The following is a 26,610-nucleotide window of genomic DNA, read 5'->3' as shown; positions in this document are numbered from 1 at the left end:
AGAAAGAAGAACTGGCTAGCGAAAGGATTGGAGCCGCCGCGCGTTGCTGCGTTCCAGCATCGCGAGGTCGAGTGCGCCGCGCCTTGCGGCTTGCTGCGCGCAATGCATGGCGTCGAAATACTTGTCGTGGTCGAAGGCGATCAGCAGAAGGTCCACACCGGCGTTCAGTGAGCGCACGGTGGCGTCGCACAGGCCACGGTTGTAGGCGGCGGCCATCGTGAGATCGTCAGTGACGAGCAGGCCCTGATAGCCCCATTCGCCCCGAATCACCTGCTGCACGATTTTGCGCGAGAAAGAAGTCGGAGCGTCCGCATCGAGTTCCGCAAGGATCACATGCCCGAGCATGATGGCTGCGTCAGATTGTTTCGACACTTCTTGAAATGGTTTCCAGTCATGTGTTGCAAGTCGGGCGACCGGCGTGCGCAGGCTGCCGGCGAAGTGATGGGTGTCTTCGTGCACGTCGGCAAGGCCGGGAAAGTGCTTGAGCGTGCCGCGCACGCCAGCAGACTCAAGGCCTTTTTCATAAGCGAGCGCTACCTGCGCGGTGAGCGCGGGGTCGGCCGAGATGGCGCGTTCATCGATGCGGGTGTGCAGATCCCAGCGGCCCGGCGCGCGGCCGGTGCGCAGGTCGACCACCGGGCTGAAGTTGAGCGTGATGCCCAGCGCCGCAAGCGCCCTGCCCTGTTGCGCGCCGTAGGCATGGGCGCGCTGCGCGAGGTCTTCGTCGGACACGTCGGCCTCCAGCAGCGTGGCGAGCGCGGGCTGGCGCGCCACCAGCGGCGAAAGGCGCGACACCGCGCCGCCTTCCTGGTCGGTCGCGACGATCAGCGGTGGCAGCCCGGCTTCGCGGCGCAGCGCCTGCAGGCCTGCGATTTCATCGCGCAGTTCGGCGGCGCTGCGGCCCTGCACGTTGCGCCCGGTCACGAAGATGCCGCCGATCAGCCCCTTGCGTGCCAGCTCGCGCAAATTCTTTGCGTCGTCGTAGCCGACGATGAAGTGCGCGCCGAGCGCCTGTGCCATCGGACCCGACGCGGCATTCACTGCGGCCCGGTGCTGGATCGAGGCCGCTTCGTTGCACAGCGCCATCAGCACCGCCGCGAATGCCAGGCTCAATGCCGCGGGGCGCATCCAGCCACGCACCAGGCGCCAGATGAGCGCGATGCCCACGGCCAGCGCACCGAGCAGCAGCGGCAGCTCCCACGCGCGCATGAAGCGCAGCTGCGGGTCTTTCAGGTGCCAGGCCCAGAACCACAGCGTGGCCAGGGCCAGCCAGCCCAGTGCGCCGAGCGTGAGCCGCAGCAGTTTCATGGTGCTTGCGTGGCGGGTGCAGCTTCGGTGCGCCGCGAGAGCGCATACCAGTCGACCTTGCGCGTGACCAGCATCAGCGCGGCCAGCATGCCGAAGATCAGCAGCGCGCCAAGCAGCAACGCATTGCTTTCAGACGCCAGCAGGCCATAGAGCGCGCCGTAGAGCAGCGCGACGAAGGCACCGAACGAGAAGCCGCGCCGCCAGCCGCCGAGCACCGCGCTGAAGTACACCGCCAGCAGGGCGACGCTGGCCGTGGCGGCGCCGGCATAGGCCATCCAGAACGTGAACTTCTCCGACAGCGCGAGCAGCAGCAGGAAGAACAGCGCGATCGACAGGCCGACCAGCCCGTACTGGATCGGATGCAGGCGCAGCTTGCGGAACAGCTCGAACATGAAGGCCGCCATCAGCACCAGGCCGATGAAGAGCATGCCGTACTTGCCGGCACGCGTGCTCATCGAATAGACGTTGATCGGTTGTGCGAGCGACACGTCAAAGGTCTGCAGCGGGCCCAGGTTGCGGCGCGCGGTGCCCGCGGCCTGGGTGGCGGCCTGGGCTTCGCCGTCGGGGCCGGCGCCAGAGCCGGACAGCCCCGCGCGCACCTGTTCGCGCGCCGAGGTCACGAGCGACGACACGCGCCAGCGCGCGTCGAAGCCTTGCGGCGTCACGCTGCGATCGACCGCCAGGAAACGGCCGCCGAAGCTGGGGTGCGCCCAGGGCGAGAGGAGGTGCGCGGTGGTTTCCTCGGCAATGGGCGCGATGGCCAGCGTGTCCTGTCCGACCAGGCCGAGCTTCATCTCGAAGGGCAGCGGCGTGCCGGCCTGCCATGCCGCGAGCGCGGCGCCCGTCACCGGGGCGTGGATGCCGTTGGCGAGCCAGGCGTCGTCGGCAATGCCGGGCACGCGCTGCCGGAAGCGCAGCGCCTCGCCGTTCATCACCAGCGCCGGCGAGCCGTCGAGGCCGCGCAGGTCGCTCACGTCGAAGGCAATGAAGGGAGGCTTGAACTCGATCTTCGAATCGGTCTCGCTGTGCGACACGGCCTTCGGATCGAAGGCCGCGAAGCCGCCGCTCAGCGTGGCGTCGAGCGTGTAGAACTGGATCTTGAAGATGCCGCGGTAGCGCTCCTGCGGCGCCATCGTGCCTTCGATGTGCAGCTTGTCGGGAAACACCACGTGGGCCAGTTCCTTGCTGCGCGGCTCCTGGCCGATCACCTTGCCCTGTGCGTCGCGCAGCGGCTCGTTCCAGCGTTCGACGTACGGCACCAGCAGCAGCGGGCCGACCATGGTCTGGCGGCCGGCATAGGTGGACGCAAGCTCGTTGGCCGCTTCGCGCTGGCTCTCGCCGCGTTCGCGGTTGATCGAGTCGATCTCCGCCAGCGGAATGCACAGCAGCAACAGCAGGAAGAACAGGCCGGCCACCTTGACCAGCATCGAACTCTGCAGGGCTTTCAGGAACTGAAGCATCTTTTTTTCTCCTCGTCTGTAGCGAAGCGCCGATGCTCGGTGCGCGACCCGAAGGCCGTGTGAAGCGCCCGTGTGGCCTCACTTCACACAGACTTCACACAGCGGGCCTTTGCGGCTTGCGACTTCAAGGAGCCTTCCAACTGGCTTCTCGTGCGGTGTCGACAGTTGCGGCTGTGCAAGTTCGCACGGACAAGGACCCCGCCATGGATGCCCACACCACCCCACGCCCCGGCCGCTGGCTCTGGCTCGCCACCGTGAGCCTGGCGATCGCGGGCTTCGTCGCGCTGACCGTGCGCCCGCTGCATGCGCAGGAAGCGCCGGTCGGCCCGCGCCAGAAGACCGAGAGCCCGTACTTCTTCGTCAAGAGCGACGACCCGTCGGTCGACCGCCTGCCGCTCAAGGGCACCGAGGTCTCGGTGAAGATTTCGGGCGTGATCGCCGACGTGACGGTCACGCAGACCTACCGCAACGAAGGCCAGCGCGCCATCGAGGCGAAGTACGTGTTTCCCGGCTCGACCAAGGCGGCCGTGAGCGGCCTCAATGTGCGGCTGGCCGACCGGCTCATCACCGCGCAGATCCGCGAGAAGCAGCAGGCGCAGATCGAATACGACACCGCGAAGAAGGAAGGCAAGACCGCCGCGCTGCTTGAGCAGCATCTGCCCAACGTGTTCCAGATGAACGTTGCCAACATCATGCCGGGCGACGACGTGAAGGTGGAGCTGCGCTACACCGAACTGCTGGTGCCGCAGACGGGCAACTACGAGTTCGTGTTCCCGACCGTGGTCGGCCCGCGCTACAACAGCCCGCAGTCCCAGAACGCGCAGGCGAAATGGGTGGCGCAACCCACGCTGCCCGCCGGCACCGCGCCCGCGACCAGCTTCAAGCTCAAGGCCACCATCGACACGCCGATGGGCCTGAAGGAGATCCGCTCGACCACGCACGCCATCGACGTGAAGAAGAGCGATGAAGACCAGCACGCCGACATCGTGCTCACGGCCGATGGCCGCCCCGCCGACAACCGCGACTTCGTGCTCGACTACCGCCTGGCCGGCGAGAAGATTGAATCGGGTTTGATGCTCTACAAGGGCCAAGGAGAGAACGCGGAGAACTTCTTCCTGGCCATGGTCGAGCCCCCGAAGGCCGTGGCTGCCAGCGCGATCTCGCCGCGCGACTACATCTTCGTGGTCGACATCTCGGGCTCGATGCACGGCTTTCCGCTGGACACCGCCAAGACCGTGCTCGAACGGCTGATCGGCGGGCTGCGTCCGAGCGACACCTTCAACGTGCTGCTGTTCTCGGGCAGCAACAAGATGCTGTCGCCCAAGTCGGTGCCGGCCACGCGCGCCAACATCGAGCAGGCGCTGGCGACCATCCAGAACTACAGCGGCAGTGGCAGCACCGAGCTGATTCCAGCCCTGAAGCGTGTCTACGCCGAGCCCAAGGAAGACAAGGTGTCGCGCACCGTGGTCGTGGTGACGGACGGCTACGTGACGGTCGAGCGCGAAGCCTTCGAGCTGGTGCGCAACAACCTGTCGAAAGCCAACGTGTTCGCCTTCGGCATCGGCTCGTCGGTCAACCGCAGCCTGATGGAAGGCATTGCGCGCGCCGGCATGGGCGAGCCCTTCATCATCACCGACCCGATCCAGGCGCCTGAGCAGGCCGCGCGTTTTCGCCGCATGGTGGAGTCGCCGGTGCTCACGCACGTGAAGGCGACCTTCGGCGGTCTCGATGTGTACGACGTGGAACCGCAGGCCCTGCCCGACGTGCTGGGCGAACGCCCGGTGATCGTGTTCGGCAAGTGGCGCGGTGAAGCGAAGGGCCGCGTGATCATCGAAGGCCAGAGCGCCAACGGCCCCTACCGCCAGGAAGTGCGCATCGACGAACGCACCCGCCAGGACACCGCCGCGCTGCGCACCCTGTGGGCCCGCCACCGCATCGAGAGCCTGAGCGACCAGGAAACGCTGGAAGGCGGCGCCGCCTTCAAGGAACGCATCACCGAGCTGGGCCTGAAGTACAGCCTGCTCACGCAGTACACGAGCTTCATCGCCGTCGACAAGGTGGTGCGCAACCTGGCGCCGCAGAACAGCGTGGACGTGAACCAGCCGTTGCCGATGCCGCAGGGCGTGAGCGACCTGGCGCTGGGTGCCGAAGTGCCGAGCACGCCGGAGCCTGAATCGCTGGGCGCCATCGCGGTGGTGCTGTCGATGCTGGCCATGTTGCGCCGCCGCGCACGCCGCAACGACGCACGCCGCTTCACGGCCTGAACACGCGCAGACGAAACGAAAAGAAGAGAGAAGAAAAATGTCCTTGGCAACGCTCGCCCACCGTCATCCGCGCATCGTGGACTGGGGCATCCACATCGACCGCACGCCGGCCGCCGGCTGGCTCGCGCTGCAGTTCGTCGCGCTGATGCCGACCTGGGTGTGGATGGCCCGGCGCATGCGCGACGGCTCCGACGATCCGATGGGGCTGCTGGCGCTTGTCGCACTGGCTGCGCTTGCATGGCATCGCCGCCGCGAGCTGCGCGCGTCGCCGCGGCTGGGCTGGCTCGCGCTGGCAGGCGCGGGCACCGTGCTCGCGACGCTGCTGCGCACGGGGCTCGGCTTTGTGCCGGCGCTGCCGCCGCTGGCCGCGGGGCTGGTGGCCGTGCTGTCACTGGCCTGCGGGCTGCTGGCTTTTCTGCCGCGCCGCGTCGCCGCGCTGCCGGTGGTCGGCCTGGCGGTGCTGGCGCTGCCGCTGCTGTCGTCGCTGCAGTTCTATGCGGGCTATCCGCTGCGCGTGGTGACGGCCGAGGCCAGCCGCTGGCTGCTCGCGCCGGGCTTCGACGTGGCGCGCGAAGGCACCAGCCTGATGGTCGATGGGCGCCTCGTGATCGTCGATGCGCCGTGCTCGGGCGTGCAGATGGTGTGGCTCGGGTACTTCACGGCCTGCGCCGTCGCGCTGTGGGCGCGCCGCAGCGACCACGGCTTCATCGGGCGGCTGCCGATGGTCGGCCTGCTGGTGCTGGGCGGGAACATCCTGCGCAACAGCGTGCTGATCGCTTTCGAAGGAGCCGGCCATCCGTTGGCGCCCTGGGCGCACAACGCGCTGGGCCTGGTGGTGCTGGCCGCCGTGTGCGGCGCCATCGCCCGGCTGATGGTGCCGGCGCGGCCCGCGCCCGAACCCCTCGAACACCCCATCGCGGGCCTGATCACGACGCAAGGAGGCCGCCATGTCGACACCGTTCTTTGAACGCTGGTTCGCCAACCATTTCATCAACCGCATCGGCCACAAGACGGCCTTTGCGCTGGCGATGCTGTTGTGCATGCTGTGGTCGACCGCGGCGGCCCTGCGCGCGCCGGCCGACGACCAGGTGGCGCAGGTGGCGGCCTCGCACGAATGGCCGAGCCAGTGGGACGGCGTGGCCTTGCGTCCGCTGGCCCTGAGCGAGGTCGAGCAGCGCTTTGCCGACCGCTTCCCCGGCGCCATCGGCCGCATGACCGACGGCACCCAGACCCTGGTGATGCGCGAGGTGAAGCAGCCCACGCGCATGCTGCATCCGGCGGTCGATTGCTACCGCGCGCTCGGCTATCGCATCGAACAGGCGCGACTGGAACGCGATGCGCAGGAACGCCTGTGGCGCTGTTTTGTTGCGCAACGGCACGGCGCGCAAAAGATCCGCGTCTGCGAGCGCATCGTCGACGCCCAGGGCACGGCTTTCACCGACACTTCAGCCTGGTACTGGGCGGCGGCCAGCGGCCAGTCGCATGGTCCGTGGCAAGCTGTCACCGTGGCAAGACCGATCTGAGAACGTGCCTGTGAAGAAGACCCTGAGATTTGTGCTTTTCGGGCTGATGGCCCTCGTTATTACAGCTTGTGTAGCTATCTTTTTGATAGTGAAGCTGGTGCTCGCGCCAGCGGCCGGCGAGTGGAGCACCACGGTCAAGGCCGGCCCATTGAATTTCGAGATCGGCGTACCCACGGCCGTGCGCCTGGCCACGTCGCCCTGGTTTGCGCCGCGCCTGGACGGCCATTCGCTGGGCACCCGTTTCGGCACCGTGCGCTTTGCCTGGAAGGAAACCGGCGAGCTGCTCGAAATGACCTGCGCGCCGTGCAGCGCCGAGGTGCCGGCGCTCGGCACGCAGCCGATCAAGGTCGAGCGGCTGGTCGCCACCGTGCGGCGCGACGGCAACACGCTGAACGGCACGCTCGAAGCCACGCCGCAAAGCACCGACACCACCCGGCTCCAGGGCCATTGGGACGGCCGGCTCACGCCGAAGAACCTGCATCTGAGCGCCAACATCCAGGACGCACCCATCGCCCGCTGGTACGCGGTGCTGGTGCCCACGCTGCCCGAGCTGCAGAGCGCCCGCATCGGCGGCACGCTGGCACTGCATGGCCAGCTGGTGCTGCCCGAGGCGACCTTCTCGGTGCAGCCGAACATCAGCCAGTTCACGGTCGAGGGGCTGGGCACCGAGGCCATGCTCAACGCACGCACCAGCTGCGGCCCGTCGGCCAAGCTGACCAACGACAGCTGGCTGGCGCGCGCCGTCATCGCGGCCGAAGACCAGCGCTTTTTTACCCACACCGGCTACGACCTGACCGAGATCCTCGCGTCGATCGACAACAACCAAAAGCCCGGCCAGCCCCGGCGCGGCGGCAGCACGCTCACGCAGCAGCTCGCCAAGCTGCTGGTGACCGGCAGCGACCGCACGGCCGAGCGCAAGCTGCGCGAGATGCTTTACGCGGTCGAGATGGAGCAGACGCTGGGCAAGGCCCGCATCCTGCAGCTGTACCTCGACAACGCCCCTTGGGGCGGCAACATCTGCGGTGCCGAGGCCGCGGCGCGCCGCTACTTCAAGCGCAGCGCGCGCACGCTGGAGCCGGCGCAGGCCGTCTGGCTTGCCGCGATGCTGCACAAGCCGCAGGCCGTGCTCGAACAGTGGCGGCGCGACGGGCAGATCGACGCCGACCGCATCAAGTGGGTGGCCGAGGGCATTCGCGGCATCAGCCGCAACCAGCGCGAGGCCATGCTCAAGAGCGTGGCCGTCGCCAGATTCACGGCACCGGAGGCCACGCCATGAGCGCGGCACGGTGCGACGCATGAAAGAAAGCAAGAAGGCTCTGCAATGACGATCTTCCTGACCGACTCGGACATCGAGGCCATCGAGCGCGCCACCGTTGCCGCCGTATCGCCCGAGGTCACCGAGGAACTCGACGGCTGGCTGCTGCCTTTCGACGGCGGCACCGTCAAGCGCGCCCGCTCGGCCGTGCCGCTGCATCGCGGCGCGGTCGATCACGGCACGCTCGACCGCATCGAGGACCGCTACGACAGCCGCCGCGTCGCGCCCGCTTTGCGGCTGGCCGATGCGGCCTGTTTCGACCCGCTGCGAACCGAGCTGGAGCGGCGGCACTACACCGACGACAACCCCACCTGCGTGCAGGTTGGGTCGACGCAGCGGATGCGGCAGGTCGTCGCGCCCGGCGTGGCGCTGGCCGATGTCGACCGCACGCCCGACGACGCCTGGGCGGCGCTGTTCCTCGGTGAAGGTTTCGATCCGGTGGACGGCGCGCATCGCGTGCGGACGCTGGCGCGCGCCAAGGGTTCGCTCTATGCCAGCGTGCGCGAGGGCGGCCGCACCCTTGCGGCGGGCGCGATGGCTTTCGGGCACGGATGGGCCAGCGTGCACGGCATGCGGACCGACCTGGGGCACCGGGGCCGTGGGCTGGCCGGGCGCGTGCTGGCCGGGTTGGCGCAGGCGGCGCTGTCGCACGGCTTCGAACGCGTGTTCCTGCAGGTCGATGCGGCGAACCCGCCGGCGCTGGCGCTCTATCGGCGGGCCGGTTTCGAGACCCGGTGGCAGTACCGCTACTGGCAGCGCCAGCAGTGGAGCTGACTCGCCCCCAGGCTTCGCGCATTTCGTGTCGTTTCTCCTTCCCCCTGCCGGGGCAACACCTGAGGCCCGGCAAAGCCGGTTCCTCGGGGTTTCCCAAAAGGATTCAGGTTTTCTGGTTCGCTGTCTCGGCTGAAACGAAGCCGAAGCGCACATCCCGCAGCGCGGCATCGACCAGGTCGAGCGGGTTGTCGAACGCGGGCGTCACCTGCACGATGCCGCCCAGCCGCTGGTCGATCAACAGGATGGCCAGCCCATGCACATAGCCCCAGGCCGCGGTGATCCGCATGGCTTCGGCGCTGCCGAGTGACACCGGCGTTTCTCCTTCCGTTTCCGTCCGGGCGCCGATGATCGCGGCCATCACGCGCATGGCCTCGCGGGCCGCTTCGGCCAGCGCGGGGCGGTGCATGTCGATCTTCTCGTTGCGGAACATCAGGCCGAACATGGCCGCGTTGCCATAGGCGAAGTGCACGTAGGCACGCGCGATGGCGCCGCGCCGCTCGGCCACGTCCGAAAGCCCGCCGGCCGCCTCGCGCATCGCGTCGGACAGGCGCCGGTAGCCCACGGCGGCCAGTTCGCTCAGCAGCCCGGTCGTGTCGCCGAAATGGTGCTTGGGCGCGGTGTGCGACACCCCCGCTTCCCGCGCGATGGCCCGCAGGCCCAGGCCGGCAATGCCGTCGCGCAGCAGCACGGCCTCGGAAGCCGCCAGCAGCGCTTCGGGCAGCGAGCCGTGGTGATAGCGCTTGATCGGAACGTCGTCGGCGTCGGTGGTCATTGGAGAAGGAGAAAGGACGGCAAAAATCTTACCACTGGAAAAATTCCTTGACTTCAGTCCCGGGCCCGAGGATATTTCCACTGGAAAGATAAACCACGACACCCTTCAAAACTCCCGGAGCCCCCCGATGAACGATGCCCGTCCCCGCAGCGCGCCCCCGCCCAACATGGCGCCGATCGACTTCGAAACCGAGGCCGGTCCGTTGCCGCTGCAAGGCACCCTGCCCGCCGGCCTGCGCGGCACGCTGGTGCGCAACGGCCCGAACCCGGTGGTGCCTGACCCGAAGGAGCACTGGTTTTCGGGCGACGGCATGCTGCACGCGTTCAGCCTGGCCGATGGCGAGGTCCGCTACCGCAACCGCTGGGTGCGCACCGCGCGCTGGCAGGCCGCCGCCGAAGGGCAAGGCCTGGCGGGCGGCTTCCAGAAGGCGCCCTTGAGCGAAGCCCCCAAGCAGCAGCACGACGACGGCTCGGCCAACACCAACGTCATCAGCCACGCCGGCCGCGTGCTTGCGCTCGAAGAGGCGCACCTGCCGGTCGCGGTGACGCTGCCTGCGCTGGCCACGCTCGGCGCCACCGACTTCGACGGCGGCCTGCACGGCAGCTTCACCGCGCACCCGAAGACCGATCCGAAAACCGGCGAGCTGCTGTTCTTCGGCTACGGCACGCCGGCGCCGCTGTCGAACGGCATGAGCTTCGGCGTGATGTCGCCGCAAGGCCGCGTCACGCGCTTCGAGCGTTTCGAGGCGCCCTACGCCAGCATGGTCCACGACTTCATGGTGACCGACCGCCACGTGATGTTCCCCATCATGCCGCTCACCGCCAGCATGGAGCGCGCCAAGAGCGGCCGCCCGCCCTATGCCTGGGAGCCCGAATACGGCACGCGCGTGGGCCTCATGCCGCGCGACGGCAGTACCGCCGACATCGTCTGGTGGCGCGGCCCGGCCTGCTATGTTTTCCACGTCATGAATGCGTGGGAGGCCGACGGCAGCCTGTTCGCCGACGTGATCCAGTTCCCCACAGCGCCGCTGTTCCCCAAGCCCGACGGTTCGCCCGTGAGCGACGCACCGCCGATCAGCCGGCTCGTGCGTTGGCAGTTCGACCTGTCGAGCCCCGTGCATGAATTCACACAGACCCCGCTGGAAGATTTGCCCGGCGAGTTCCCGCGCATCGACGAACGCTTTGCCGGCCTGCCCTACCGCCACGGCTGGTACGTGTGCCGCGGCACCTCCGGCCCCGGCGAGGCACCGCGCCTTTATGCGGGGCTCGTGCACATCGACCACACCACCGCAAAGCGCGACATCTTCATGTTCCCCGTGCCCGACGTCGTGTCCGAAGGCGTGTTCGTGCCGCGCGCGCCCGATGCCGAAGAAGGCGACGGCTGGCTGCTGGCCACCGTGTGGCGCGGTGCCACCGACACCAGCGACCTTGTCATCTTCGACGCCCGCGCGCTGGCGGCGGGCCCGCTGTGCGTGGCCTCGCTGCCGCATCGCGTGCCGGTGGGCTTTCATGGCAACTGGTTCGCGCAAGGGCAGCAGAAAGCGGGGGCATGAACGACCCCGCGGCGGGTTGTCGGCCGACAGGCCACGGGTGGCGCGGCGGGCGCGTTAGTGCCAACATGGACGGATGACGAACGCCAACCACCATGCCAACCACCCCACCGATCCCGTGGCCACGCCGCGCGGCATCGACCACATCGTGGCCGGTGTTTCCACCAGCGATGGCGACGGCGTCAAACTCACCCGCGTGCTGCAACAGCCGCTGCAGAAGCGGCTCGATCCGTACCTGATGCTCGATGCCTTCGGCAGCGACAACCCGGGCGACTACATCGGCGGCTTTCCCAACCACCCGCATCGTGGCTTCGAGACGGTCACCTACATGATCGCGGGCCGCATGCGCCACCGCGACAGCGCCGGCCACGAAGGGCTGCTCGAAAACGGCGGTGTGCAATGGATGACCGCCGGCCGCGGCCTCGTGCACAGCGAGCTGCCGGAGCAGGAAGAAGGCCTGATGGAAGGCTTTCAGCTGTGGCTCAACCTGCCCGCCAAGGACAAGATGCGCGAGCCCTGGTACCGCGACATCCAGAGCGAAGAGATCCCCGAATACACCACTGCCGCAGGCGCGCACGTGCGCGTGATCGCCGGTGCGAGCCACGGCATCGAGGGCGCGGTGCGCCGCGAACACACCGAGCCGCTGTACCTGGACATCACGCTGCCGCCCGGCGCCGAGTTCGCGCAGCCGCTGCCGGACGACCACAACGTGCTGGTCTACGTGTTCCGCGAATCGCTCTGGATCGCCGGCAGCGAAGTGCCCACGCGCCGCATGGCCATCCTGGCCAACGACGCGGGCAGCGATGGCGTGGTGCTGCGTGCCGGCGCCACCAACCACAGCCCCGCGCGCGCCCTGCTGATCGCGGGCAAGCCGCTGCACGAGCCCATCGCGCAGTACGGCCCCTTCGTGATGAACACGCAGGAGCAGATCAAGCAGGCCGTCCACGACTTTCAGAACGGAAAGCTGGGCGGATAGAGGACGGGCGGGTTCACCGTTCTTTACGCAAGCTCACTTGCGGCTCACGGTGGCGATACAGAGGGCTTCCACACTTCGTCTCACCTGCTGCCCATCGGTGGCGGGCTTCTTCGAAAGGAAGCACTTCTCATGATTTCTCTTCGCCAACGCATCGTCTGGGCCAGCCTGTTGGGTTCGGCCGCTCTCGCCTCTTCGGGCGCCTTCGCTCAGGCGCCGGCCGTTTCCGCTGCTCCCACCGCTGCGGTGGCTCAGGCCGACACGGCCGCCGCTCCCCAGGCGCAACACAAGCGCATGGACCCGGCCCAGCGCATGGAGCGCATGCAGGAGCGCCGCGCCAAGCGCCTGGCCGCGCTGAAGGAAAAGCTCAAGCTCACCTCGGCCCAGGAAGGCGCCTGGAGCACCTTCACCGCCGCGAGCCAGCCGCCCGCCGGCCCCCGTCCGCACATGGACCGCGCCGAGTTCGCCAAGCTGACCACGCCGGAACGCCTGGAGCGCATGCAGGCCCGCCAGGCCGAGCGCAGCGCCATGTTCGCCAAGCGCGCCGACGCCACGAAGACCTTCTACGCCACGCTGACGCCTGAGCAACAGAAGACCTTCGACACGGAAACCGCGCACTTCGGCGGCCATGGCCATCGCGGCCACGGTGGCCAGCGCGGCACGGCTCCTGCCAAGGGCTGATCGCAGCCGCCAGGGCGCCGGCAACGGCGCCTTCGAACAAAAAGCCCGCAGCGCGAAAGCACTGCGGGCTTTTTTCGTTCACCGGCACGCTGCGATCAGGCGGCGGGCCGATGGCGACTCAATGGCGATCGGATCACTTCGGCGTGCCCGTCTTGTCGGTCGGATTGGTCACGACCTCCGGCCGCTCGCCCTTCTGGCCGAACTGCGGCTTGACCTTGCGCGCCTGCTGGCGCACCTCGGCGCGGGACATCTCGCCGGTCGGCTGCGGCATGGCGTTGGGCTGGTGATTGACCGTGGTCGTCGCCTCGCCCTTGGGCACCGTGCTGTTGTCGTTGTTGCGGTTCTGGGCGCGTGCCTCGGCCTTCACGGCCTCGCGGGACGCGGGCATCGAGTTGTCGGGCTGCTGCGGTGGATTCGCCACGCCGGCCGGCGACATCGTGCTGGCCTGGCCGCCCACCGCCGGATCGGGTTGTGCGGGAAGCGACGTGGTCTGGGCCAGTGCCATGCCGGCCGTGCCCATCAGCGCGGCAAGGGCCGCGGCGCGAAAAATGACTTGCTTCATGGGGTGCTCCTTTGTGTCTTGTCGCGGTTCAAGCGGATGAAAAAACGGGCCGTTTTCTCCAGGCCCTGAGACCACCGTAGGAGCACCGAAAAACGCGCCATGTGGGGGCGCGGCAGGCCTGCCTGTAGGAGCCGGCCGCCCAGGGATGAAAGCCGGCGAAGAAGGTGGCGCGTTCCTACAGGCGCGGCGGGCGGGGCAACGTACAACCCGCACAACGATGTCTTCTTCCCCCATTCCCGATGCGGCCGCGGGGCCGGCTTCGCTCAAGGTCATGACGGTGAACACCCACAAGGGCTTCACCGCGCTGAACCGCAAGTTCATCCTGCCGGAGCTGCGCGATGCGGTGCGCACGGTGGGCGCCGATGTGGTGTGCCTGCAGGAAGTGCTGGGCACGCATTCGCGCCACTCGCGCAAGGTGAGCAACTGGCCCGATGCCCCGCACTACGAATTTCTGGCCGACACCATGTGGCCGCAGTTCGCGTACGGGCGCAACGCGGTGTATCCGAAAGGGCACCACGGCAATGCGGTGCTGTCGAAATTTCCCATCGTGCATTTCCGCAACCACGATGTGTCGGTGAGCGGCCCCGAGAAGCGCGGCCTGCTGCATTGCGTGCTGCGCCTGCCGGGCCGCGTCGTCGACGTGCACGTGATCTGCGCCCACCTCGGGCTGGCCGAGACCCATCGCGAGCAGCAGCTCGAACTGCTGTGCCACATCGTGCGCGACGAAGTGCCGATGGAGGCACCACTGATCGTGGCCGGCGACTTCAACGACTGGCGCGGCCGCGCGCACGGCGTCCTGGCGAAAGGCGCCGCGCTGCGCGAAGTGTTCGTGCACGCCAACGGACGGGCCGCCAAGACCTTTCCGGCACGCTTTCCGGTGCTGCCGCTGGACCGCATCTATGTGCGCAACGCCGGCGCGCATGCGCCGGTGGTGCTGCCGCGCAAGCCGTGGTCGCATCTGTCGGACCATGCACCGCTGGTGGCGGACATCGACCTGTGAACACGCCGCCATGAACAACAACAGCAACAACGACAACCACTGGATCGGCGGCAACCGCATCGAGCTGCTGGAAAACGGCGAGCAGTTCTTTCCGCGCGTGTTCGACACCATCCGGCAGGCGCAGCGCGAAGTGATCGTCGAGACCTTCATCCTGTTCGAAGACAAGGTCGGCCTGCAATTGCACGCCGCCCTGCGCTTTGCGGCCGAGCGCGGCGTGAAGGTCGACCTGATGATCGACGGCTTCGGCTCGCCCGATCTCTCGCGCGAGTTCATCGAAGGGCTCACCTCGGCCGGCGTGAAGGTGCGGGTGTTCGACCCGGGCCAACGCTTCATGGGCCAGCGGCTCAACGTGTTTCGCCGCATGCATCGCAAGATCGTGGTGATCGACGGCGAGCGCGCCTTTGTCGGCGGCATCAACTATTCGGCCGACCATCTGCTCGACTTCGGCCCGAAGGCCAAGCAGGACTATGCAGTCGAGCTCACGGGGCCGATCGTCGCGGAGATCCATCAGTTCGTGCTGCGCGCCATCGCGCTCGGCGGCAAGGGCGCGGGCTGGTTCCGCCGTCGGCTGCGGCTGGCGCCGCGCGTGGCCGGCAGCCACGCTGGCGAAGTCGACGCGATGTTCGTCACGCGGGACAACCGGCGCCACACCAACGACATCGAGCGCCACTACCGCGCGGCGATTCGCGCCGCGCGCGAACGCATCGTGATCGCCAATGCGTACTTCTTTCCGGGCTACCGGCTCATCAAGGAACTGCGGCGTGCGGCGCGGCGCGGTGTGGATGTTCGGCTGATCCTGCAGGGCGAGCCCGACATGCCGATCGTCAAGACGGCCGCAAGCATGCTGTATCACCACCTGCTGCACGCGGGCGTTCGCATCTACGAGTACTGCGACCGGCCGCTGCACGGCAAGGTCGCGCTGATGGACGGCCAGTGGAGCACCGTGGGGTCGAGCAACCTCGACCCGCTGAGCCTGTCGCTCAACCTCGAAGCCAATGTGGTGGTGCGCGATGCGGCCTTCAACCGCGTGCTGTGGGAGCGCATGGACCGGCTGATGCAGCACAGCTGCAAGCAGATCGACACGGCGGACCTGGCGAGCGAATGGAGCGGCTGGCGACTGGTGCGCAGCTTTTTCGTGTTCCACATCCTGCGTTGGTACCCGGCGCTGCTGGGCCGGCTGCCGCGCCACGTGCCACGCCTGACACCCGCCGAGGCCACCGACCTCGCCAGCCGCCGCGACACCGGCACCAGCACCCCGGCCGGTGGTGGTGCCACGCACACGGAAGCGGCCTGACGCGGACGCCGGATTCGACATGAGCGCGGCGATAGCCCTCACCCGCCGGTCGTGGTGGCCCTGGGCCCGCCGCGCGGCGATGTGGGGCTTCTTCGGGCTGATCGCATGGCTGCTCGTGAAGCAGGCGCGCACCATCGCGTGGGACGAGGTGCTCGATGCCATCCGCGCGCTGCCCGCATCCACCTTGTTCGCAGCGGGCGCATTGGCGGCCTGCAGCTTCGCGCTCTACAGCACCTACGACCTGCTGGGCCGGCACTTGACGAAGCACGGGCTCGGCACCGGCACGGTGATGGGCGTGACCTTCATCAGCTACGCCTTCAATCTCAACCTGGGTTCGCTGGTCGGCGGCGTGGCGTTTCGCTACCGGCTCTATTCGCGCCTGGGGCTGGGCAACGAGACCATCACGCGCGTGCTCGGCTTCAGCATGCTGACCAACTGGCTGGGCTATCTCGTCGTGGCGGGTGCGGCTTTCTGTTTCTGGCCGCTGGCACTGCCGCCCGACTGGAAGATCGACAACGAAGGGCTGCGCGTTCTCGGCGCTGTGTTGCTGCTGCTGGCGGTTGCCTATGTGGCGCTGTGTGCTCTTTCGAAGGGGCGCGTCTGGCGCGTGCGCGGGCATGAATTCCGCGCGCCCGGGTTGTCGATGGCGCTGCTGCAGTTGGCGATGTCGTGCCTCAACTGGTCGCTGATGGGGGGCGTGATCTGGCTTCTGCTGCAGGGCCGGGTCGACTATCCGCAGGTGCTCGCGGTGCTGCTGGTGGCGGCGGTGGCCGGTGTCGTCACGCATGTGCCGGCGGGGCTCGGTGTGCTCGAGGCCGTGTTCGTGGCGCTGCTGTCGCATCAGGTGGCCGAAACGAAACTGCTCGGCGCGTTGCTCGCCTATCGCGGCCTTTACTACCTGCTGCCGCTGGCCGTGGCGACGCTGGGTTATCTGGTCACCGAAATGCGGGCCAGGCGGTTGCGTGCAGGCCATTCGTAACTTTGTGGGCCGAGAGCGTGCGATCAGCGCACATTTGGGGCCCTGAAATGCACGACTTGTTCACTGAAAACGAGCGTTTTTGTTGCGCTGCAGCAATCGAAACCCACGAAGCCTATAGTGGGTCCACCTCCACGCGCCACGCCTGCCATGTCATCTCTTACTTCTGCTGCCCGCCTTGCCAATCCGCTGATGCAATGGGCCGATCTGGCCATCAAGACCCACGAGATGCTGCTCTCTTCCGGCTCGGTGATCCGCATGCGGACCGAGCGCATCGCCCTGGCCGGGCTCACGCCCAGCGCGGCCGACCTGGCGGAGTTTCAGCTCATGGGCCAGGAGAAGCTCGCGGCCGCGAGCGAGTCGGGCATGGCGATGGCCAAACAGTGGCACAACAGCCATTTCTCGCTGGCCAACCGCGCCTTGCAGCAATGGCTCCAGAGCACGACCGCTTTCTTCTCGATGGCCGGCAGCGTTACGCCGGCGCAAGCGGCCGCGCGCAGCGACGCTTTCGTGCGGGCCACGACGCGCACGGCCTCCACGGCGGGTCAGCTGTCGGGCGCTGCGGCCCGCATCGCACGCGAAGGGCTCAAGCCCATCCATGCCGCGGCCACGTCGAACGCGCGGCGGCTGGCCGGGCTGCAGTCCTGACGGAGAAGAAAGAAGAGGCGGAGAGAAAGACGACGACGCTCAGGCCCGCGCAGGCACCAGCGTCAGCAGCGTGATTTCAGAAGGCGCGCCAAAGCGCTTCGGCGGGCCCCAGTAGCCGGTGCCCCGGCTCACGTAGATCCACATGTCATGCAACCGGTGCAGACCCGCCGTGAAGGGCTGCTGCATCGGCACGAAGAGATTCCACGGAAAGAACTGGCCGCCATGCGTGTGGCCCGACAGCTGCAGCTGGTAGCCCGCCGCCGCCGCGAGCGGCGCGCTGCGCGGCTGGTGCGCGAGCAGCACGCGGGTGTGCACCAGCGGCGGCGCGTCGAACAGCGCAAGGTGCGGGTCGCTGGCGTGCGCCGCGTCGAAATGCCCGGCGGTGAAGTCGGTCACGCCGGCCAGGACCAGCGCGCTTTCGAACAGCTCTTCGTCGGTCTGCGCGCCGCGCACGTTGCGCGTCTGCAGCACCACGTGCTCGTTCAGCAGCACCTTCAGGCCGAGCCGGCGCAGCTCGTCGATCCAGGCGTGCGCACCCGCGTAGTACTCGTGGTTGCCCGTGACCACGAAGGTGCCGTGGCGCGCGCGCAGCCCGGCCAGTGGCGCGATGTGCTCGCGCAGCTCGGGCACGCTGCCGTCCACCAGGTCACCGGTGATCGCGATGGTGTCGGCACCCAGCCGGTTGACCGCGTCGACGATGCGCTGGATGTAGGCGCTCTTGATCGTCGGGCCCACGTGGATGTCGCTCAGTTGCGCGATCGTGAAGCCTTCCAGCGCTTGCGGCAGGCCGCGGATCGGCACGTCCACCCGCTTCACGCCGGCCGTGCGGCGCGCGTTGATGAAGCCGATCAGCGACGTCGCCGTGGCCATGGCCAGCACCGCCAGCGCACTCCACGGCCGCAGCGCGTTCCACGGCACCTGCAGGCCGCCCAGCGCGCTGGCCAGCCAGGCGAGCAGCAGGCCGCCATCGCGCACCAGCGTCAGCACGAACATCGACGAGAACCAGCCCATGCTGATCAGGCCGACCCACTTGAGCACTTCGTCCGTTGACCCGCGGCGCCCGATGCGGCGCGACACGAAGGGCAAGGGAATCGTCGCCGCCGACACCACCAGCGCGAGCAGCGCCAGCGGCCATGCGGGCGTGAGCACGGCCAGCGCGGGCAGCAGGCGCAGCGCGATATAGACGTGCAACAGCGCGGTCAGGGCGCTCAGGGGACGGATCGGCATCGGGGCAATGGGTTCGGGCACTGCCCGGGATACACCATCTGCAAGGCGCATGCCGCACATTCAAGGCGCCCGAAGGCCTCGCAATCGCTATTTTTTCTATAGCGCAAGGCGCCCGGATAGCGGGCGTTGTAGCCAAAGAAAGCCCATGGGCCGGCATCCGCAGGAACCGATGCCTGCGCCCACTTTCACCGCGCTACTGCACCGCGCGCGTGCCGGCCGAAGCCATGTCGGTGCCCGCCGGCCACACGAACGTGGCCTTGGCGGCGGCGCCCGGCAGCACATGCAGCGGCTGCTTGAGCACCTGGCTGCCGAGCCGCGCCTCGACCTCGTAGTTGCCCGGGTCCAGCCGCGCCACCATGAACGGTCCACCGGACACCACGTTGTCGAGCAGCGCCGTGCCGCTGCCGTCGCGCACGGTCACGTGCACGTTGGCCGCGAAATCTGCGCCCTTGTGATCCTTGACCGCGAACTCGAAGGTCGCGGGCCAGCGTGGCGACACCGTTTCCATCAGTTGCGCTTCATCGCTGCCGATGCCGCCGCTCATGTATTCGACGCCGTGCGTCATGTAGATCGGCGGGTTCACCGTCGCGTGGGCCGACGAGAGCGCTCCCAGCAGGACGGCGCCGAACAGCATGGCAGCCGCCAGCGGCCGCGTGCGCGATGGGAAACGGGAGGTCATGGTCTGGATCCTTTCCTTGTCTTTGTGGCAAGAGGCCACGTCGCCACTGTGCGGCGCACGGCTTAGGAAAGTCTGACCGACCGCAGGCACGCCGCGCGGGGGCGCCCGGGTCACTGCTGGATCAACGCGCGGCTGTCTGCGCCAGCGCCTGCGGCAACGGCGGCGTGACCGAGGCCATGTCGAAATTCGACGGCCAGACGAAGGACGCGCGCGCCGGCATCCCGGCAATCACCACCAGCGACTGCGTGAGCGTCAGCCCGCCCAACGTCACGTTCACGTCGTAGGCGCCCGGATTGAGGCGCGCGAGCATGTACGGCCCCTGCGATTGCACGTCCATCACGACCTGGCCGGTGTACTTCTGGCGGACCTCGATCAGCGCCTTGGCCGGAAAGCCCGGCTGCTGCGCGCCCTTGCCGTCGCTCACGCCGAATTCGATGGTGGCGGCCCAGCGCGGCGACACCATTTCCATGAAGGCGGCTTCGTCCTTGGCGGTGCCGCCGCACATGTATTCGATGCCCTGCGCCACCTGGATGGGCGGGTTCGAGAACGCGTGGGCCGAAGACATGGCCCCGAGGAATGCTGTTGTACCGCCCAGTACCAGCGCGGCCAGAGGCCGCCGGAGACGCGATGGGTTCATTGCTGTGTGGTCCTCGATCTTGCGTGACGTGAAATCCGTCGAGGATTTTGCTTAGCAAGAGTCGGGCTAGATATAGCGTTTACGAGGAAGGATCCTCGGTCGAAAGTTGAATGCTATTGTTTTCATAGCTGGTGACGACCGTGTGACGCGGGAGAAGTCAATTTCATGACGGTCACCTCACGGAAACCCTGAGATGCGGTGTTTGGGGTGCGATTCGGGGTTTGCGCATGGATCCGGGCTTGCGGCGGTGCATGGGGCGCGGGCAAGAGCGGACTTGGGCGCAGAAAAGAGGCTTTCGCCCGGTCGTTGGATCGACGGCGAAGGCGTTCAAGGAGGCGGGCGCCCCGTGGGCCAGTTCCGAAGCGCGCTGAAGCGTTGGCCGGCCCCGTCTTGCGCGGCGTCGGCGAGTTCGCATCAGCGTAGATACTGCAGGGCCATGAGCCCCGAAGACCAACCCGATCCGCTGCAAGAGCGCCGCGAAGCGATGACGGCGTGGGAACAGCGCCTGCGGCCGAAGCCGGAGCGCCATGGGGTGCTGTGGCTGGTGCTGGCAGTGCTGACGGTGTACCTGCTCTATCTCGGCGCCGAGTGGTTGTTGGCGCAGCAGCGCGCGGCGCGGCCATCCGATGCGTCGACCGCAGGTTCTCCGGCCGAGAGCCCGACTTCGGCAACGGCACGCTCCGTGCCCACCCCGCCCGAGACCTCCCCGCGTGCCGCAACGCCCGATACCTTCGAAGTGACCAAGTGCCTGACGCCATCGGGCAAGGCCGCCTACTCGGACGGCCCCTGCCCCGAAGGCTCGCGCCCGACGACAGTCCGGCTGCAGCGCGACGTGAATCTGGCGGACGGCATGAGCCTCGAGCAGCGCGAGGCATCGAACCGGAACAACGCGGCCATCGCCGCGCAACAGCAGCAGTACGAGCGGCAAGTGGCGCAAAACGCTGCCAACGCGATGGCCGAATGCAGCGACCTTGTCGAGCGGATCAAGTCGATCGACGCCGCCGCGCGCCAACCGCAAGGCATGTACTCGCAAGACGGGCTGCGCGATGAGCGCAAACGCCTGCGAGACAGGCAGTTCAGGCTGGGCTGCCCGTAGCGGCGGCGACGTTCAGCTGAAGGCGACCCGGTATGGCCGACCGGGTCCAGCCGGCATCCGGATCAGACGTCGATGTTCGCAGCCCGCAGCGCGTTCTGCTCGATGAACTCCCGACGCGGTTCCACTTCATCGCCCATCAGCATCGTGAACACGCGGTCTGCTTCGATCGCGTCGTCGATCTGCACGCGCAGCAGGCGGCGCACGGTCGGGTCCATGGTGGTTTCCCACAGCTGCTCGGGGTTCATTTCGCCCAGGCCCTTGTAGCGCTGGCGCGAGGTGGCGCGCTCGGCTTCGCCGATCAGCCACTTCATGGCCTGGCGGAAGTCGTCGACCTTTTCTTCCTTGGCACGCTCGCCTTCGCCGCGCTTGACCAGCGCGCCTTCGGGGCTCAGCAGGCCGCGGAAGGTGTTGGCGGCCTCGGCCAATGCCGCGTAGTCGGCGCCGTGCACGAAGTCCTGCGTGAGCACGCTGCTCTTGATGTTGCCGTGATGGCGGCGGCTGATGCGCAGCAGCGGCTTGTCGGTGCGGGCGTCGAATTCGCTCGTCACCTCGGCCGGCACGCCGGTGGTGTTGAGCTCGCGCAGCTTGGCCTGCAGCGCGACGGCCGAGGCTTCGGCCGCGGGCGTGGTGTCGAGGTCGAGCGCCACGCCATCGGCGATGGCGCGCAGGGCTTCGGCATCCATGAAGTTGCGCAGGCGCGCGATCACGGCTTCGGCCACCTGGTGCTTGCGCGCCAGCTCGCCCAGGGTGTCGCCGCTCAGCGTGGTGGAATTCGTGCCACCGGTCTGGAGGCTCGCGTCCTTCAGCGCCACCTTGAGCAGGAAGGCGTCGAGCGCGGGGCCGTCCTTCAGGTACTGCTCTTCCTTGCCGACCTTCACCTTGTAGAGCGGCGGCTGTGCGATGTAGATGTGGCCACGCTCGACCAGCTCCGGCATTTGCCGGTAGAAGAAGGTGAGCAGCAGCGTGCGGATGTGGGCGCCGTCAACGTCGGCGTCGGTCATGATGATGATGCGGTGGTAGCGCAGCTTGGCGACGTTGAAGTCGTCGGCGCCGCCGCCCGCCGTGCTCGCGCCGGCGCGGCCGATGCCGGTGCCCAGCGCGGTAATCATCGTCAGGATTTCGTTGCTGGTCAGCAGCTTCTCGTAGCGTGCCTTCTCGACGTTCAGGATCTTGCCGCGCAGCGGCAGGATGGCCTGGAACTTCCGGTCGCGGCCCTGCTTGGCGGAGCCGCCGGCGGAGTCACCCTCCACCAGGTAGACCTCGCACAGCGCCGGATCTTTTTCCTGGCAGTCGGCCAGCTTGCCGGGCAGGCCCATGCCGTCGAGCACGCCCTTGCGGCGCGTCATTTCGCGGGCCTTGCGGGCGGCTTCGCGGGCGCGGGCGGCCTCGATGATCTTGCCGCAGATGATCTTGGCGTCGTTCGGGCGCTCCTGCAGGTAGTCGGTCAGCAGGCGGCCGACGATGTCTTCCACCGGCGCGCGCACTTCGCTGGACACCAGCTTGTCCTTGGTCTGGCTCGAGAACTTGGGCTCGGGCACCTTCACGCTCAGCACGCAGCACAGGCCTTCGCGCATGTCGTCGCCGGTGACTTCGACCTTGGCCTTCTTGGCCAACTCGTTCTCTTCGATGTACTTGTTGATGACGCGCGTCATCGCGGCGCGCAGGCCCGTGAGGTGGGTGCCGCCGTCACGCTGAGGGATGTTGTTGGTGAAGCACAGCACCTGCTCGTTGTAGCCGCTGTTCCACTGCATCGCGACTTCGACGCCGATGTGCGTGCCGGGGATGCCGCCGTAGGTGTCGGCCGGCTTCTCGCCCGCCGCATAGAACGAGTTCGGATGCAGGACGGTCTTGCCCTTGTTGATGAACTCCACGAAGCCGCGCACGCCGCCGGCGCCCGAGAAGTCGTCTTCCTTGCCGGTGCGCTCGTCCTTCAGGCGGATGCGCACGCCGTTGTTCAGGAAGCTCAGCTCGCGCAGGCGCTTGGACAGGATCTCGTAGTGGAAATCGTTGTTTTCCTTGAAGATTTCCGTGTCGGGCAGGAAGTGCACCTCGGTGCCGCGCTTGTCGGTGTCGCCGATGATCTTCATGGGCGAGACCTCGAAGCCGTTCACGGTTTCGAGCAAGCGGTTCTGCACGAAGCCGCGGCTGAATTCGAGTTCGTGGATCTTGCCTTCGCGGCGCACGATCAGGCGCAGCTTCACGCTCAGCGCGTTCACGCAGGACACGCCCACGCCGTGCAGGCCGCCCGAGACCTTGTAGCTGTTCTGGTTGAACTTGCCGCCCGCGTGCAGTTCGGTGAGCGCGATTTCAGCGGCCGAGCGCTTGGGCTCGTGCTTGTCGTCCATCTTCACGCCGGTGGGAATGCCGCGGCCGTTGTCGGTGACCGAGATCGAGTTGTCGCTGTGGATGGTCACGACGATGTCGTCGCAATGGCCCGCGAGCGCTTCGTCGATGGAGTTGTCGACGACTTCGAAAACCAGGTGATGCAGGCCGGTGCCGTCGGAGGTGTCGCCGATGTACATGCCGGGGCGCTTGCGCACGGCCTCAAGCCCTTCGAGGATCGTGATCGAGCCTTCGCCGTAGCTGGTGTCGGCGGGTATGCCTTCGGGCGCCACGACCTGGATCTCAGGGGTGTAGACCGGCTCGGTGTGCGGCACTTCGGGCTTGTTTTCTTCTGCACTCATTCGGATATTCCTCTATCTCTCACGGCATTCACGTGATTTTTCGGGCTCTCAAAAGCTCATTTCGCCGCCTCTTTAAAGCGCAAACCCGCGGAGGGCCGCGGGCTGTGTGCGCAAGGCGCTGTGTGGTGTGTCTTCTAGATACGCATCGGCATCACGACGTACTTGAAAGATGCGTTCTCGGGGATGGTTAACAAGGCCGAGCTGTTCGAATCGGCAAGGTCCAGCTTGACCATGTCCTGGTCCATGTTCGACAGCGCGTCGATCAGGTAGGTCACGTTGAAGCCGATCTCGATGGCGTCGCCGCCGTAGTCGATGTCGAGTTCGTCCTGCGCTTCTTCCTGCTCGGCGTTGTTCGATGCAATGCGCAGCGTGCCCGGCTCGATGTTCAGGCGCACGCCCTTGAACTTTTCGCTTGTCAGGATGGCGGTGCGCTGCAGGCTGGCCAGCAGCGGCGCGCGGCCCAGCGTGACGGTGTTCTTGTGGTTCTTCGGAATCACGCGGTTGTAGTCAGGGAACTTGCCCTCGACCAGCTTCGTGACGAACTCCATGCCGCCGAAGCTGAACTTGGCCTGGTTGTTCGCAAACTGCATCTCGATGGCGCCTTCGGCATCAGACAGCAGGCGCTGCATTTCGAGCACGGTCTTGCGCGGCAGGATCACTTCTTGGCGCGGCACTTCGACGTCGAGCGTGGCCGACGAGAAAGCCAGGCGGTGGCCGTCGGTGGCCACCAGGCTCAGCTGCTTGCCTTCGGCCACGAACAGGATGCCGTTCAGGTAGTAGCGGATGTCGTGCACGGCCATCGCGAACGAGACTTGCGAGAGCAGGTCTTTCAGCGTCTTTTGCGGCACGCTGAACACGGGGCCGAAATTGGCGGCCTCTTGCACGAGCGGAAAGTCTTCGGCGGGCAGCGACTGCAGCGTGAAGCGGCTCTTGCCACCCTTGAGCACCAGCTTGCTAGCGCTCGATTCGAGGCTCACGGTCTGGTCCGAAGGCATGGTGCGCAGGATGTCGATCAGCTTGCGCGCGCCGATGGTCGTGGTGAAGTTGCCTTCGTCGCCACCGAGCTCGGCGGTGGTGCGAATCTGGATTTCGAGGTCGCTGGTCGTCAGCTGCAGCTGGCCACCGGTCTTGCGGATCAGCACGTTCGCCAGGATCGGCAGGGTATGGCGCCGCTCCACGATGCCCGCCACCGACTGCAGCGCGGCGAGGACTTTGTCTTGGTTTGCCTTCAAAACGATCATGTCTGCTTACCTCTTCTCTTTATCTCTTTGAATCTGCCTGGTGGTCGTAGATCGAGGCCTCACCCGCCCCGTCGAAGGCGCCATTCTCCGCTGTCCGAAGGGACACTTTGAACGACATCCGGCTTCAGCCCTTGAGCGTCTGTTCGAGCACGTGGAGCTGCTGGTTGAGTTCGGTGAGCTGCTGGCGCTCGCCCGAAATCTTGCGCACCGCGTGCAGCACCGTCGTGTGGTCGCGCCCACCGAACAACTCGCCGATTTCCGGCAGGCTTTTCTGCGTGAGCTCCTTGGCCAGGTACATCGCGATCTGCCGCGGCCGCGCAATGCTGGCCGGGCGTTTCTTGCTGTACATGTCGGCGACCTTGATCTTGTAGTAATCGGCCACCGTCTTCTGGATATTTTCGACCGAGATCTGGCGATTCTGGATCGACAGCAGGTCGCGCAGCGCCTCGCGCGCCAGGGCGATCGAGATCTCTTTCTGGTTGAAGCGCGAGTAAGCCAGGATCTTGCGCAGCGCGCCTTCGAGCTCGCGCACGTTGGAGCGCACGTTCTTGGCGACGAAGAAGGCCACTTCCTCGGGCATTTCGGCCGATTCGGCGCGCGCCTTGTTGATCAGGATGGCCACGCGCATTTCGAGTTCGGGCGGCTCGATGGCGACCGTGAGGCCCGAATCGAAACGCGAAACCAGCCGCTCGTGGATGTCGGCCAGGCCCTTCGGGTAGGTGTCGCTGGTCATCACGATGTGCGATTTCTTGGCGAGCAGGGCTTCGAACGCGTTGAAGAATTCTTCCTGCGTCCGGTCCTTGTTGGCGAAGAACTGCACATCGTCGATCAGCAACAGATCGAGCGAGTGGTAGCGCTCCTTGAACTCATCGAAAGTCTTGCGCTGATAGGCTTTGACCACATCCGACACGAATTGCTCGGCGTGGATGTAGAGAACTTTGGAATCCGGCTTGTCGGCCAGCAGCCGGTTACCCACAGCGTGCATCAGGTGGGTCTTGCCCAGCCCGACGCCGCCGTAGATGAAAAGCGGGTTGTAAAGATGGCCCGGCATGCCGGCCACGTGCATGGCCGCGGCGCGCGCCATGCGGTTGGCCGTGCCCTCGACCAGCGTGTCGAAAGTGAGGCCGGAATTGAGGCGGTTCTTGAACCCGGCAGCCGCCGGTTCTTCGCCGGGGCCGGCCACGTCGCGGGGCACGTCCGTTTCGGTCATGACTGCCACAGGGGCAGAACGTACGGGCGCTTCGCGAGGAGCAAGCGCTAACTCGACGGCCACCGGCTGGCCGTACATCTTCTCGGCCATGGCGGCGATCTTGCCGGCGTACTGGGCCCGGATCCAATCGAGCTTGAAGCGGTTGGCAACGAACACCGTCATGCGCGAAAGGTCGTCGGCGACCTGCGCTGTCAGGGGTTTGATCCAGGTGTTGAACTGTTGCTCGGACAGCTCCTGCGCGAGCTGGTCGACGCAGGCCTGCCAGAGGCTCTCGCCGATGCCGTCAGTTGACATGGGCGCTTGAAAAAGTGAGGAAACCTTCGGGCATTTCTTGGTATAGGTATTGTGGATATTCTCTGCTGGAAGGCGCTCGGCATTCTAACTTGTCAAAACCTTATCCACACGCTGCCGAAGATGGTGAAAGGCCCGCAAATCCAGTCGAAGATTGTTCCGGGCGCCAATGTTTGCGATAATTGCGGGTTTCCCTGAAAACCTCTTGCGTCTTTCGGGGGCCATCCCAAACACGCTCCCCCGGCGCCCCGCAGGTTCTTCATGCTTTACATGCGAAGGATCAGCGTGAACAGGGAATTAGGAAATCACCATGAAACGCACTTATCAAGCTTCCAAAGTCCGCCGCGCCCGTACCCACGGCTTCCTGGTCCGCATGAAGACCCGCGGCGGCCGTGCCGTCATCAACGCACGCCGCGCCAAGGGCCGCAAGCGCCTGGCTGTCTGAC

The 26,610-nt window shown here is 66.9% G+C and carries 24 protein-coding genes; 14 read left to right on the top strand and 10 right to left on the bottom strand.

Going from position 1 to position 26,610, the window contains the following annotated elements:
* Positions 1-15: 15 nt before the first annotated feature.
* Together ACGLHS_RS22000 and creD are read right to left on the bottom strand one after the other, a co-directional pair.
* Positions 16-1,308 carry a glycoside hydrolase family 3 N-terminal domain-containing protein gene (locus ACGLHS_RS22000; protein WP_394483199.1) on the bottom strand — a complete coding sequence of 431 codons (1,293 nt, stop codon included), beginning with the start codon at positions 1,306-1,308 and terminating at the stop codon, positions 16-18.
* On the bottom strand, positions 1,305-2,768 hold the full coding sequence (gene creD / locus ACGLHS_RS21995) for a cell envelope integrity protein CreD (protein ID WP_394483197.1): 1,464 nt from the start codon (positions 2,766-2,768) through the stop codon (positions 1,305-1,307). The genes ACGLHS_RS22000 and creD overlap by 4 nt, the downstream gene beginning before the upstream one ends.
* 203 nt (positions 2,769-2,971) lie before the next feature.
* On the opposite strand from creD, the gene ACGLHS_RS21990 reads away from it, so the two are divergent.
* The 5 genes from ACGLHS_RS21990 to ACGLHS_RS21970 all read left to right on the top strand — a co-directional run bounded on the left by ACGLHS_RS21990 (position 2,972) and on the right by ACGLHS_RS21970 (position 8,644).
* Positions 2,972-5,032, top strand: coding sequence for a VIT and VWA domain-containing protein (locus ACGLHS_RS21990; RefSeq protein WP_093242238.1), 2,061 nt, complete (start codon positions 2,972-2,974; stop codon positions 5,030-5,032).
* 37 nt (positions 5,033-5,069) lie between these two features.
* Positions 5,070-5,999, top strand: a complete 930-nt coding sequence (gene xrtQ / locus ACGLHS_RS21985; protein WP_394483195.1) for an exosortase Q — start codon at positions 5,070-5,072, stop codon at positions 5,997-5,999.
* A complete protein-coding gene (locus ACGLHS_RS21980; protein WP_394483193.1) occupies positions 5,980-6,555 on the top strand; it encodes a hypothetical protein in 576 nt (191 codons plus the stop codon). Before xrtQ ends, ACGLHS_RS21980 begins: the two co-directional genes overlap by 20 nt.
* Positions 6,556-6,643: 88 nt before the next feature.
* A complete protein-coding gene (locus ACGLHS_RS21975) occupies positions 6,644-7,831 on the top strand; it encodes a biosynthetic peptidoglycan transglycosylase (protein ID WP_394483191.1) in 1,188 nt (395 codons plus the stop codon).
* Between the two features lie 45 nt (positions 7,832-7,876).
* Positions 7,877-8,644, top strand: coding sequence for a GNAT family N-acetyltransferase (locus ACGLHS_RS21970; RefSeq protein ID WP_394483189.1), 768 nt, complete (start codon positions 7,877-7,879; stop codon positions 8,642-8,644).
* A 103-nt stretch (positions 8,645-8,747) separates the two neighbouring features.
* Here ACGLHS_RS21970 and ACGLHS_RS21965 read toward each other — a convergent pair whose 3' ends face one another.
* Positions 8,748-9,416: a TetR/AcrR family transcriptional regulator gene (locus ACGLHS_RS21965; protein ID WP_394483187.1), complete on the bottom strand. Its 669-nt coding sequence runs from the start codon at positions 9,414-9,416 to the stop codon at positions 8,748-8,750.
* A 127-nt stretch (positions 9,417-9,543) separates the two neighbouring features.
* Between ACGLHS_RS21965 and ACGLHS_RS21960 the strand changes: the two genes are divergently transcribed.
* The 3 genes from ACGLHS_RS21960 to ACGLHS_RS21950 all read left to right on the top strand — a co-directional run bounded on the left by ACGLHS_RS21960 (position 9,544) and on the right by ACGLHS_RS21950 (position 12,619).
* The gene (locus tag ACGLHS_RS21960) at positions 9,544-10,968 is read left to right on the top strand and encodes a carotenoid oxygenase family protein (RefSeq protein ID WP_394483185.1); all 1,425 of its coding nucleotides are present in this window, start codon (positions 9,544-9,546) and stop codon (positions 10,966-10,968) included.
* Positions 10,969-11,041: 73 nt separating this feature from the next.
* Positions 11,042-11,941, top strand: coding sequence for a pirin family protein (locus tag ACGLHS_RS21955; protein ID WP_093242256.1), 900 nt, complete (start codon positions 11,042-11,044; stop codon positions 11,939-11,941).
* Positions 11,942-12,070: 129 nt separating this feature from the next.
* Entirely contained in the window at positions 12,071-12,619 is a 549-nt protein-coding gene (locus ACGLHS_RS21950) for a Spy/CpxP family protein refolding chaperone (RefSeq protein ID WP_093242258.1), read from the top strand.
* A 133-nt stretch (positions 12,620-12,752) separates the two neighbouring features.
* Here ACGLHS_RS21950 and ACGLHS_RS21945 read toward each other — a convergent pair whose 3' ends face one another.
* The gene (locus ACGLHS_RS21945) at positions 12,753-13,181 is read right to left on the bottom strand and encodes a serine/threonine protein kinase (protein WP_394483182.1); all 429 of its coding nucleotides are present in this window, start codon (positions 13,179-13,181) and stop codon (positions 12,753-12,755) included.
* A 217-nt stretch (positions 13,182-13,398) separates the two neighbouring features.
* On the opposite strand from ACGLHS_RS21945, the gene ACGLHS_RS21940 reads away from it, so the two are divergent.
* The 4 genes from ACGLHS_RS21940 (at position 13,399) to ACGLHS_RS21925 (ending at position 17,099) form a co-directional block, all read left to right on the top strand.
* A complete protein-coding gene (locus ACGLHS_RS21940; protein ID WP_394483180.1) occupies positions 13,399-14,181 on the top strand; it encodes an endonuclease/exonuclease/phosphatase family protein in 783 nt (260 codons plus the stop codon).
* Positions 14,182-14,191: 10 nt separating this feature from the next.
* On the top strand, positions 14,192-15,475 hold the full coding sequence (gene clsB / locus ACGLHS_RS21935; protein WP_394483178.1) for a cardiolipin synthase ClsB: 1,284 nt from the start codon (positions 14,192-14,194) through the stop codon (positions 15,473-15,475).
* Between the two features lie 19 nt (positions 15,476-15,494).
* The gene (locus ACGLHS_RS21930) at positions 15,495-16,454 is read left to right on the top strand and encodes a lysylphosphatidylglycerol synthase domain-containing protein (protein ID WP_394483176.1); all 960 of its coding nucleotides are present in this window, start codon (positions 15,495-15,497) and stop codon (positions 16,452-16,454) included.
* Between the two features lie 147 nt (positions 16,455-16,601).
* A complete protein-coding gene (locus ACGLHS_RS21925) occupies positions 16,602-17,099 on the top strand; it encodes a polyhydroxyalkanoate granule-associated phasin (RefSeq protein WP_394483174.1) in 498 nt (165 codons plus the stop codon).
* A 39-nt stretch (positions 17,100-17,138) separates the two neighbouring features.
* Here the strand turns inward: ACGLHS_RS21925 and ACGLHS_RS21920 are convergent, their stop codons facing one another.
* The 3 genes from ACGLHS_RS21920 to ACGLHS_RS21910 all read right to left on the bottom strand — a co-directional run bounded on the left by ACGLHS_RS21920 (position 17,139) and on the right by ACGLHS_RS21910 (position 19,642).
* Positions 17,139-18,386 carry a metallophosphoesterase gene (locus tag ACGLHS_RS21920; RefSeq protein ID WP_394483172.1) on the bottom strand — a complete coding sequence of 416 codons (1,248 nt, stop codon included), beginning with the start codon at positions 18,384-18,386 and terminating at the stop codon, positions 17,139-17,141.
* 133 nt (positions 18,387-18,519) lie between these two features.
* Positions 18,520-19,005, bottom strand: coding sequence for a hypothetical protein (locus tag ACGLHS_RS21915; protein ID WP_394483170.1), 486 nt, complete (start codon positions 19,003-19,005; stop codon positions 18,520-18,522).
* A 121-nt stretch (positions 19,006-19,126) separates the two neighbouring features.
* Complete coding sequence (locus tag ACGLHS_RS21910) at positions 19,127-19,642, bottom strand: hypothetical protein (RefSeq protein WP_093242276.1); 516 nt, start codon at positions 19,640-19,642, stop codon at positions 19,127-19,129.
* 436 nt (positions 19,643-20,078) lie between these two features.
* Here ACGLHS_RS21910 and ACGLHS_RS21905 point away from each other — a divergent pair, with 436 nt between their 5' ends.
* Entirely contained in the window at positions 20,079-20,738 is a 660-nt protein-coding gene (locus ACGLHS_RS21905) for a hypothetical protein (RefSeq protein ID WP_394483168.1), read from the top strand.
* 62 nt (positions 20,739-20,800) lie between these two features.
* On the opposite strand, the gene gyrB is transcribed toward ACGLHS_RS21905, so the two are convergent.
* The 3 genes from gyrB to dnaA form a co-directional block, all read right to left on the bottom strand.
* Positions 20,801-23,422: a DNA topoisomerase (ATP-hydrolyzing) subunit B gene (gene gyrB / locus ACGLHS_RS21900; RefSeq protein ID WP_093242278.1), complete on the bottom strand. Its 2,622-nt coding sequence runs from the start codon at positions 23,420-23,422 to the stop codon at positions 20,801-20,803.
* Positions 23,423-23,556: 134 nt separating this feature from the next.
* Positions 23,557-24,663: a DNA polymerase III subunit beta gene (dnaN, locus tag ACGLHS_RS21895; protein ID WP_093242281.1), complete on the bottom strand. Its 1,107-nt coding sequence runs from the start codon at positions 24,661-24,663 to the stop codon at positions 23,557-23,559.
* A 124-nt stretch (positions 24,664-24,787) separates the two neighbouring features.
* Positions 24,788-26,167 (bottom strand): chromosomal replication initiator protein DnaA, encoded by a 1,380-nt coding sequence (gene dnaA, locus ACGLHS_RS21890; RefSeq protein ID WP_093242284.1) that lies wholly within the window; start codon positions 26,165-26,167, stop codon positions 24,788-24,790.
* Between the two features lie 307 nt (positions 26,168-26,474).
* On the opposite strand from dnaA, the gene rpmH reads away from it, so the two are divergent.
* Positions 26,475-26,609 (top strand): 50S ribosomal protein L34, encoded by a 135-nt coding sequence (rpmH, locus tag ACGLHS_RS21885; RefSeq protein WP_007834827.1) that lies wholly within the window; start codon positions 26,475-26,477, stop codon positions 26,607-26,609.
* Position 26,610 lies beyond the last annotated feature (1 nt).

It is taken from the genome of Variovorax sp. VaC1, assembly GCF_043658315.1.
GTDB lineage: Bacteria > Pseudomonadota > Gammaproteobacteria > Burkholderiales > Burkholderiaceae_C > Variovorax.
Note: the sequence above shows the minus strand (reverse complement) of the source record. Positions and strands in the feature narration are given on the sequence as shown.

Coding starts and splice junctions, on each gene's coding strand:
- ACGLHS_RS21950 (WP_093242258.1), top strand. CDS start 12,071: ATGATTTCTCTTCGCCAACGCATCGTCTGGGCCAGCCTGTTGGGTTCG.
- ACGLHS_RS21920 (WP_394483172.1), bottom strand. CDS start 18,386: ATGTGCGGCATGCGCCTTGCAGATGGTGTATCCCGGGCAGTGCCCGAA.
- ACGLHS_RS21990 (WP_093242238.1), top strand. CDS start 2,972: ATGGATGCCCACACCACCCCACGCCCCGGCCGCTGGCTCTGGCTCGCC.
- ACGLHS_RS21945 (WP_394483182.1), bottom strand. CDS start 13,181: ATGAAGCAAGTCATTTTTCGCGCCGCGGCCCTTGCCGCGCTGATGGGC.
- dnaA (WP_093242284.1), bottom strand. CDS start 26,167: ATGTCAACTGACGGCATCGGCGAGAGCCTCTGGCAGGCCTGCGTCGAC.
- ACGLHS_RS21905 (WP_394483168.1), top strand. CDS start 20,079: ATGAGCCCCGAAGACCAACCCGATCCGCTGCAAGAGCGCCGCGAAGCG.
- creD (WP_394483197.1), bottom strand. CDS start 2,768: ATGCTTCAGTTCCTGAAAGCCCTGCAGAGTTCGATGCTGGTCAAGGTG.
- ACGLHS_RS21910 (WP_093242276.1), bottom strand. CDS start 19,642: ATGAACCCATCGCGTCTCCGGCGGCCTCTGGCCGCGCTGGTACTGGGC.
- xrtQ (WP_394483195.1), top strand. CDS start 5,070: ATGTCCTTGGCAACGCTCGCCCACCGTCATCCGCGCATCGTGGACTGG.
- ACGLHS_RS21965 (WP_394483187.1), bottom strand. CDS start 9,416: ATGACCACCGACGCCGACGACGTTCCGATCAAGCGCTATCACCACGGC.
- ACGLHS_RS21955 (WP_093242256.1), top strand. CDS start 11,042: ATGACGAACGCCAACCACCATGCCAACCACCCCACCGATCCCGTGGCC.
- ACGLHS_RS21915 (WP_394483170.1), bottom strand. CDS start 19,005: ATGACCTCCCGTTTCCCATCGCGCACGCGGCCGCTGGCGGCTGCCATG.
- gyrB (WP_093242278.1), bottom strand. CDS start 23,422: ATGAGTGCAGAAGAAAACAAGCCCGAAGTGCCGCACACCGAGCCGGTC.
- ACGLHS_RS22000 (WP_394483199.1), bottom strand. CDS start 1,308: ATGAAACTGCTGCGGCTCACGCTCGGCGCACTGGGCTGGCTGGCCCTG.
- ACGLHS_RS21960 (WP_394483185.1), top strand. CDS start 9,544: ATGAACGATGCCCGTCCCCGCAGCGCGCCCCCGCCCAACATGGCGCCG.
- clsB (WP_394483178.1), top strand. CDS start 14,192: ATGAACAACAACAGCAACAACGACAACCACTGGATCGGCGGCAACCGC.
- ACGLHS_RS21940 (WP_394483180.1), top strand. CDS start 13,399: ATGTCTTCTTCCCCCATTCCCGATGCGGCCGCGGGGCCGGCTTCGCTC.
- dnaN (WP_093242281.1), bottom strand. CDS start 24,663: ATGATCGTTTTGAAGGCAAACCAAGACAAAGTCCTCGCCGCGCTGCAG.
- ACGLHS_RS21970 (WP_394483189.1), top strand. CDS start 7,877: ATGACGATCTTCCTGACCGACTCGGACATCGAGGCCATCGAGCGCGCC.
- rpmH (WP_007834827.1), top strand. CDS start 26,475: ATGAAACGCACTTATCAAGCTTCCAAAGTCCGCCGCGCCCGTACCCAC.
- ACGLHS_RS21980 (WP_394483193.1), top strand. CDS start 5,980: ATGTCGACACCGTTCTTTGAACGCTGGTTCGCCAACCATTTCATCAAC.
- ACGLHS_RS21925 (WP_394483174.1), top strand. CDS start 16,602: ATGTCATCTCTTACTTCTGCTGCCCGCCTTGCCAATCCGCTGATGCAA.
- ACGLHS_RS21930 (WP_394483176.1), top strand. CDS start 15,495: ATGAGCGCGGCGATAGCCCTCACCCGCCGGTCGTGGTGGCCCTGGGCC.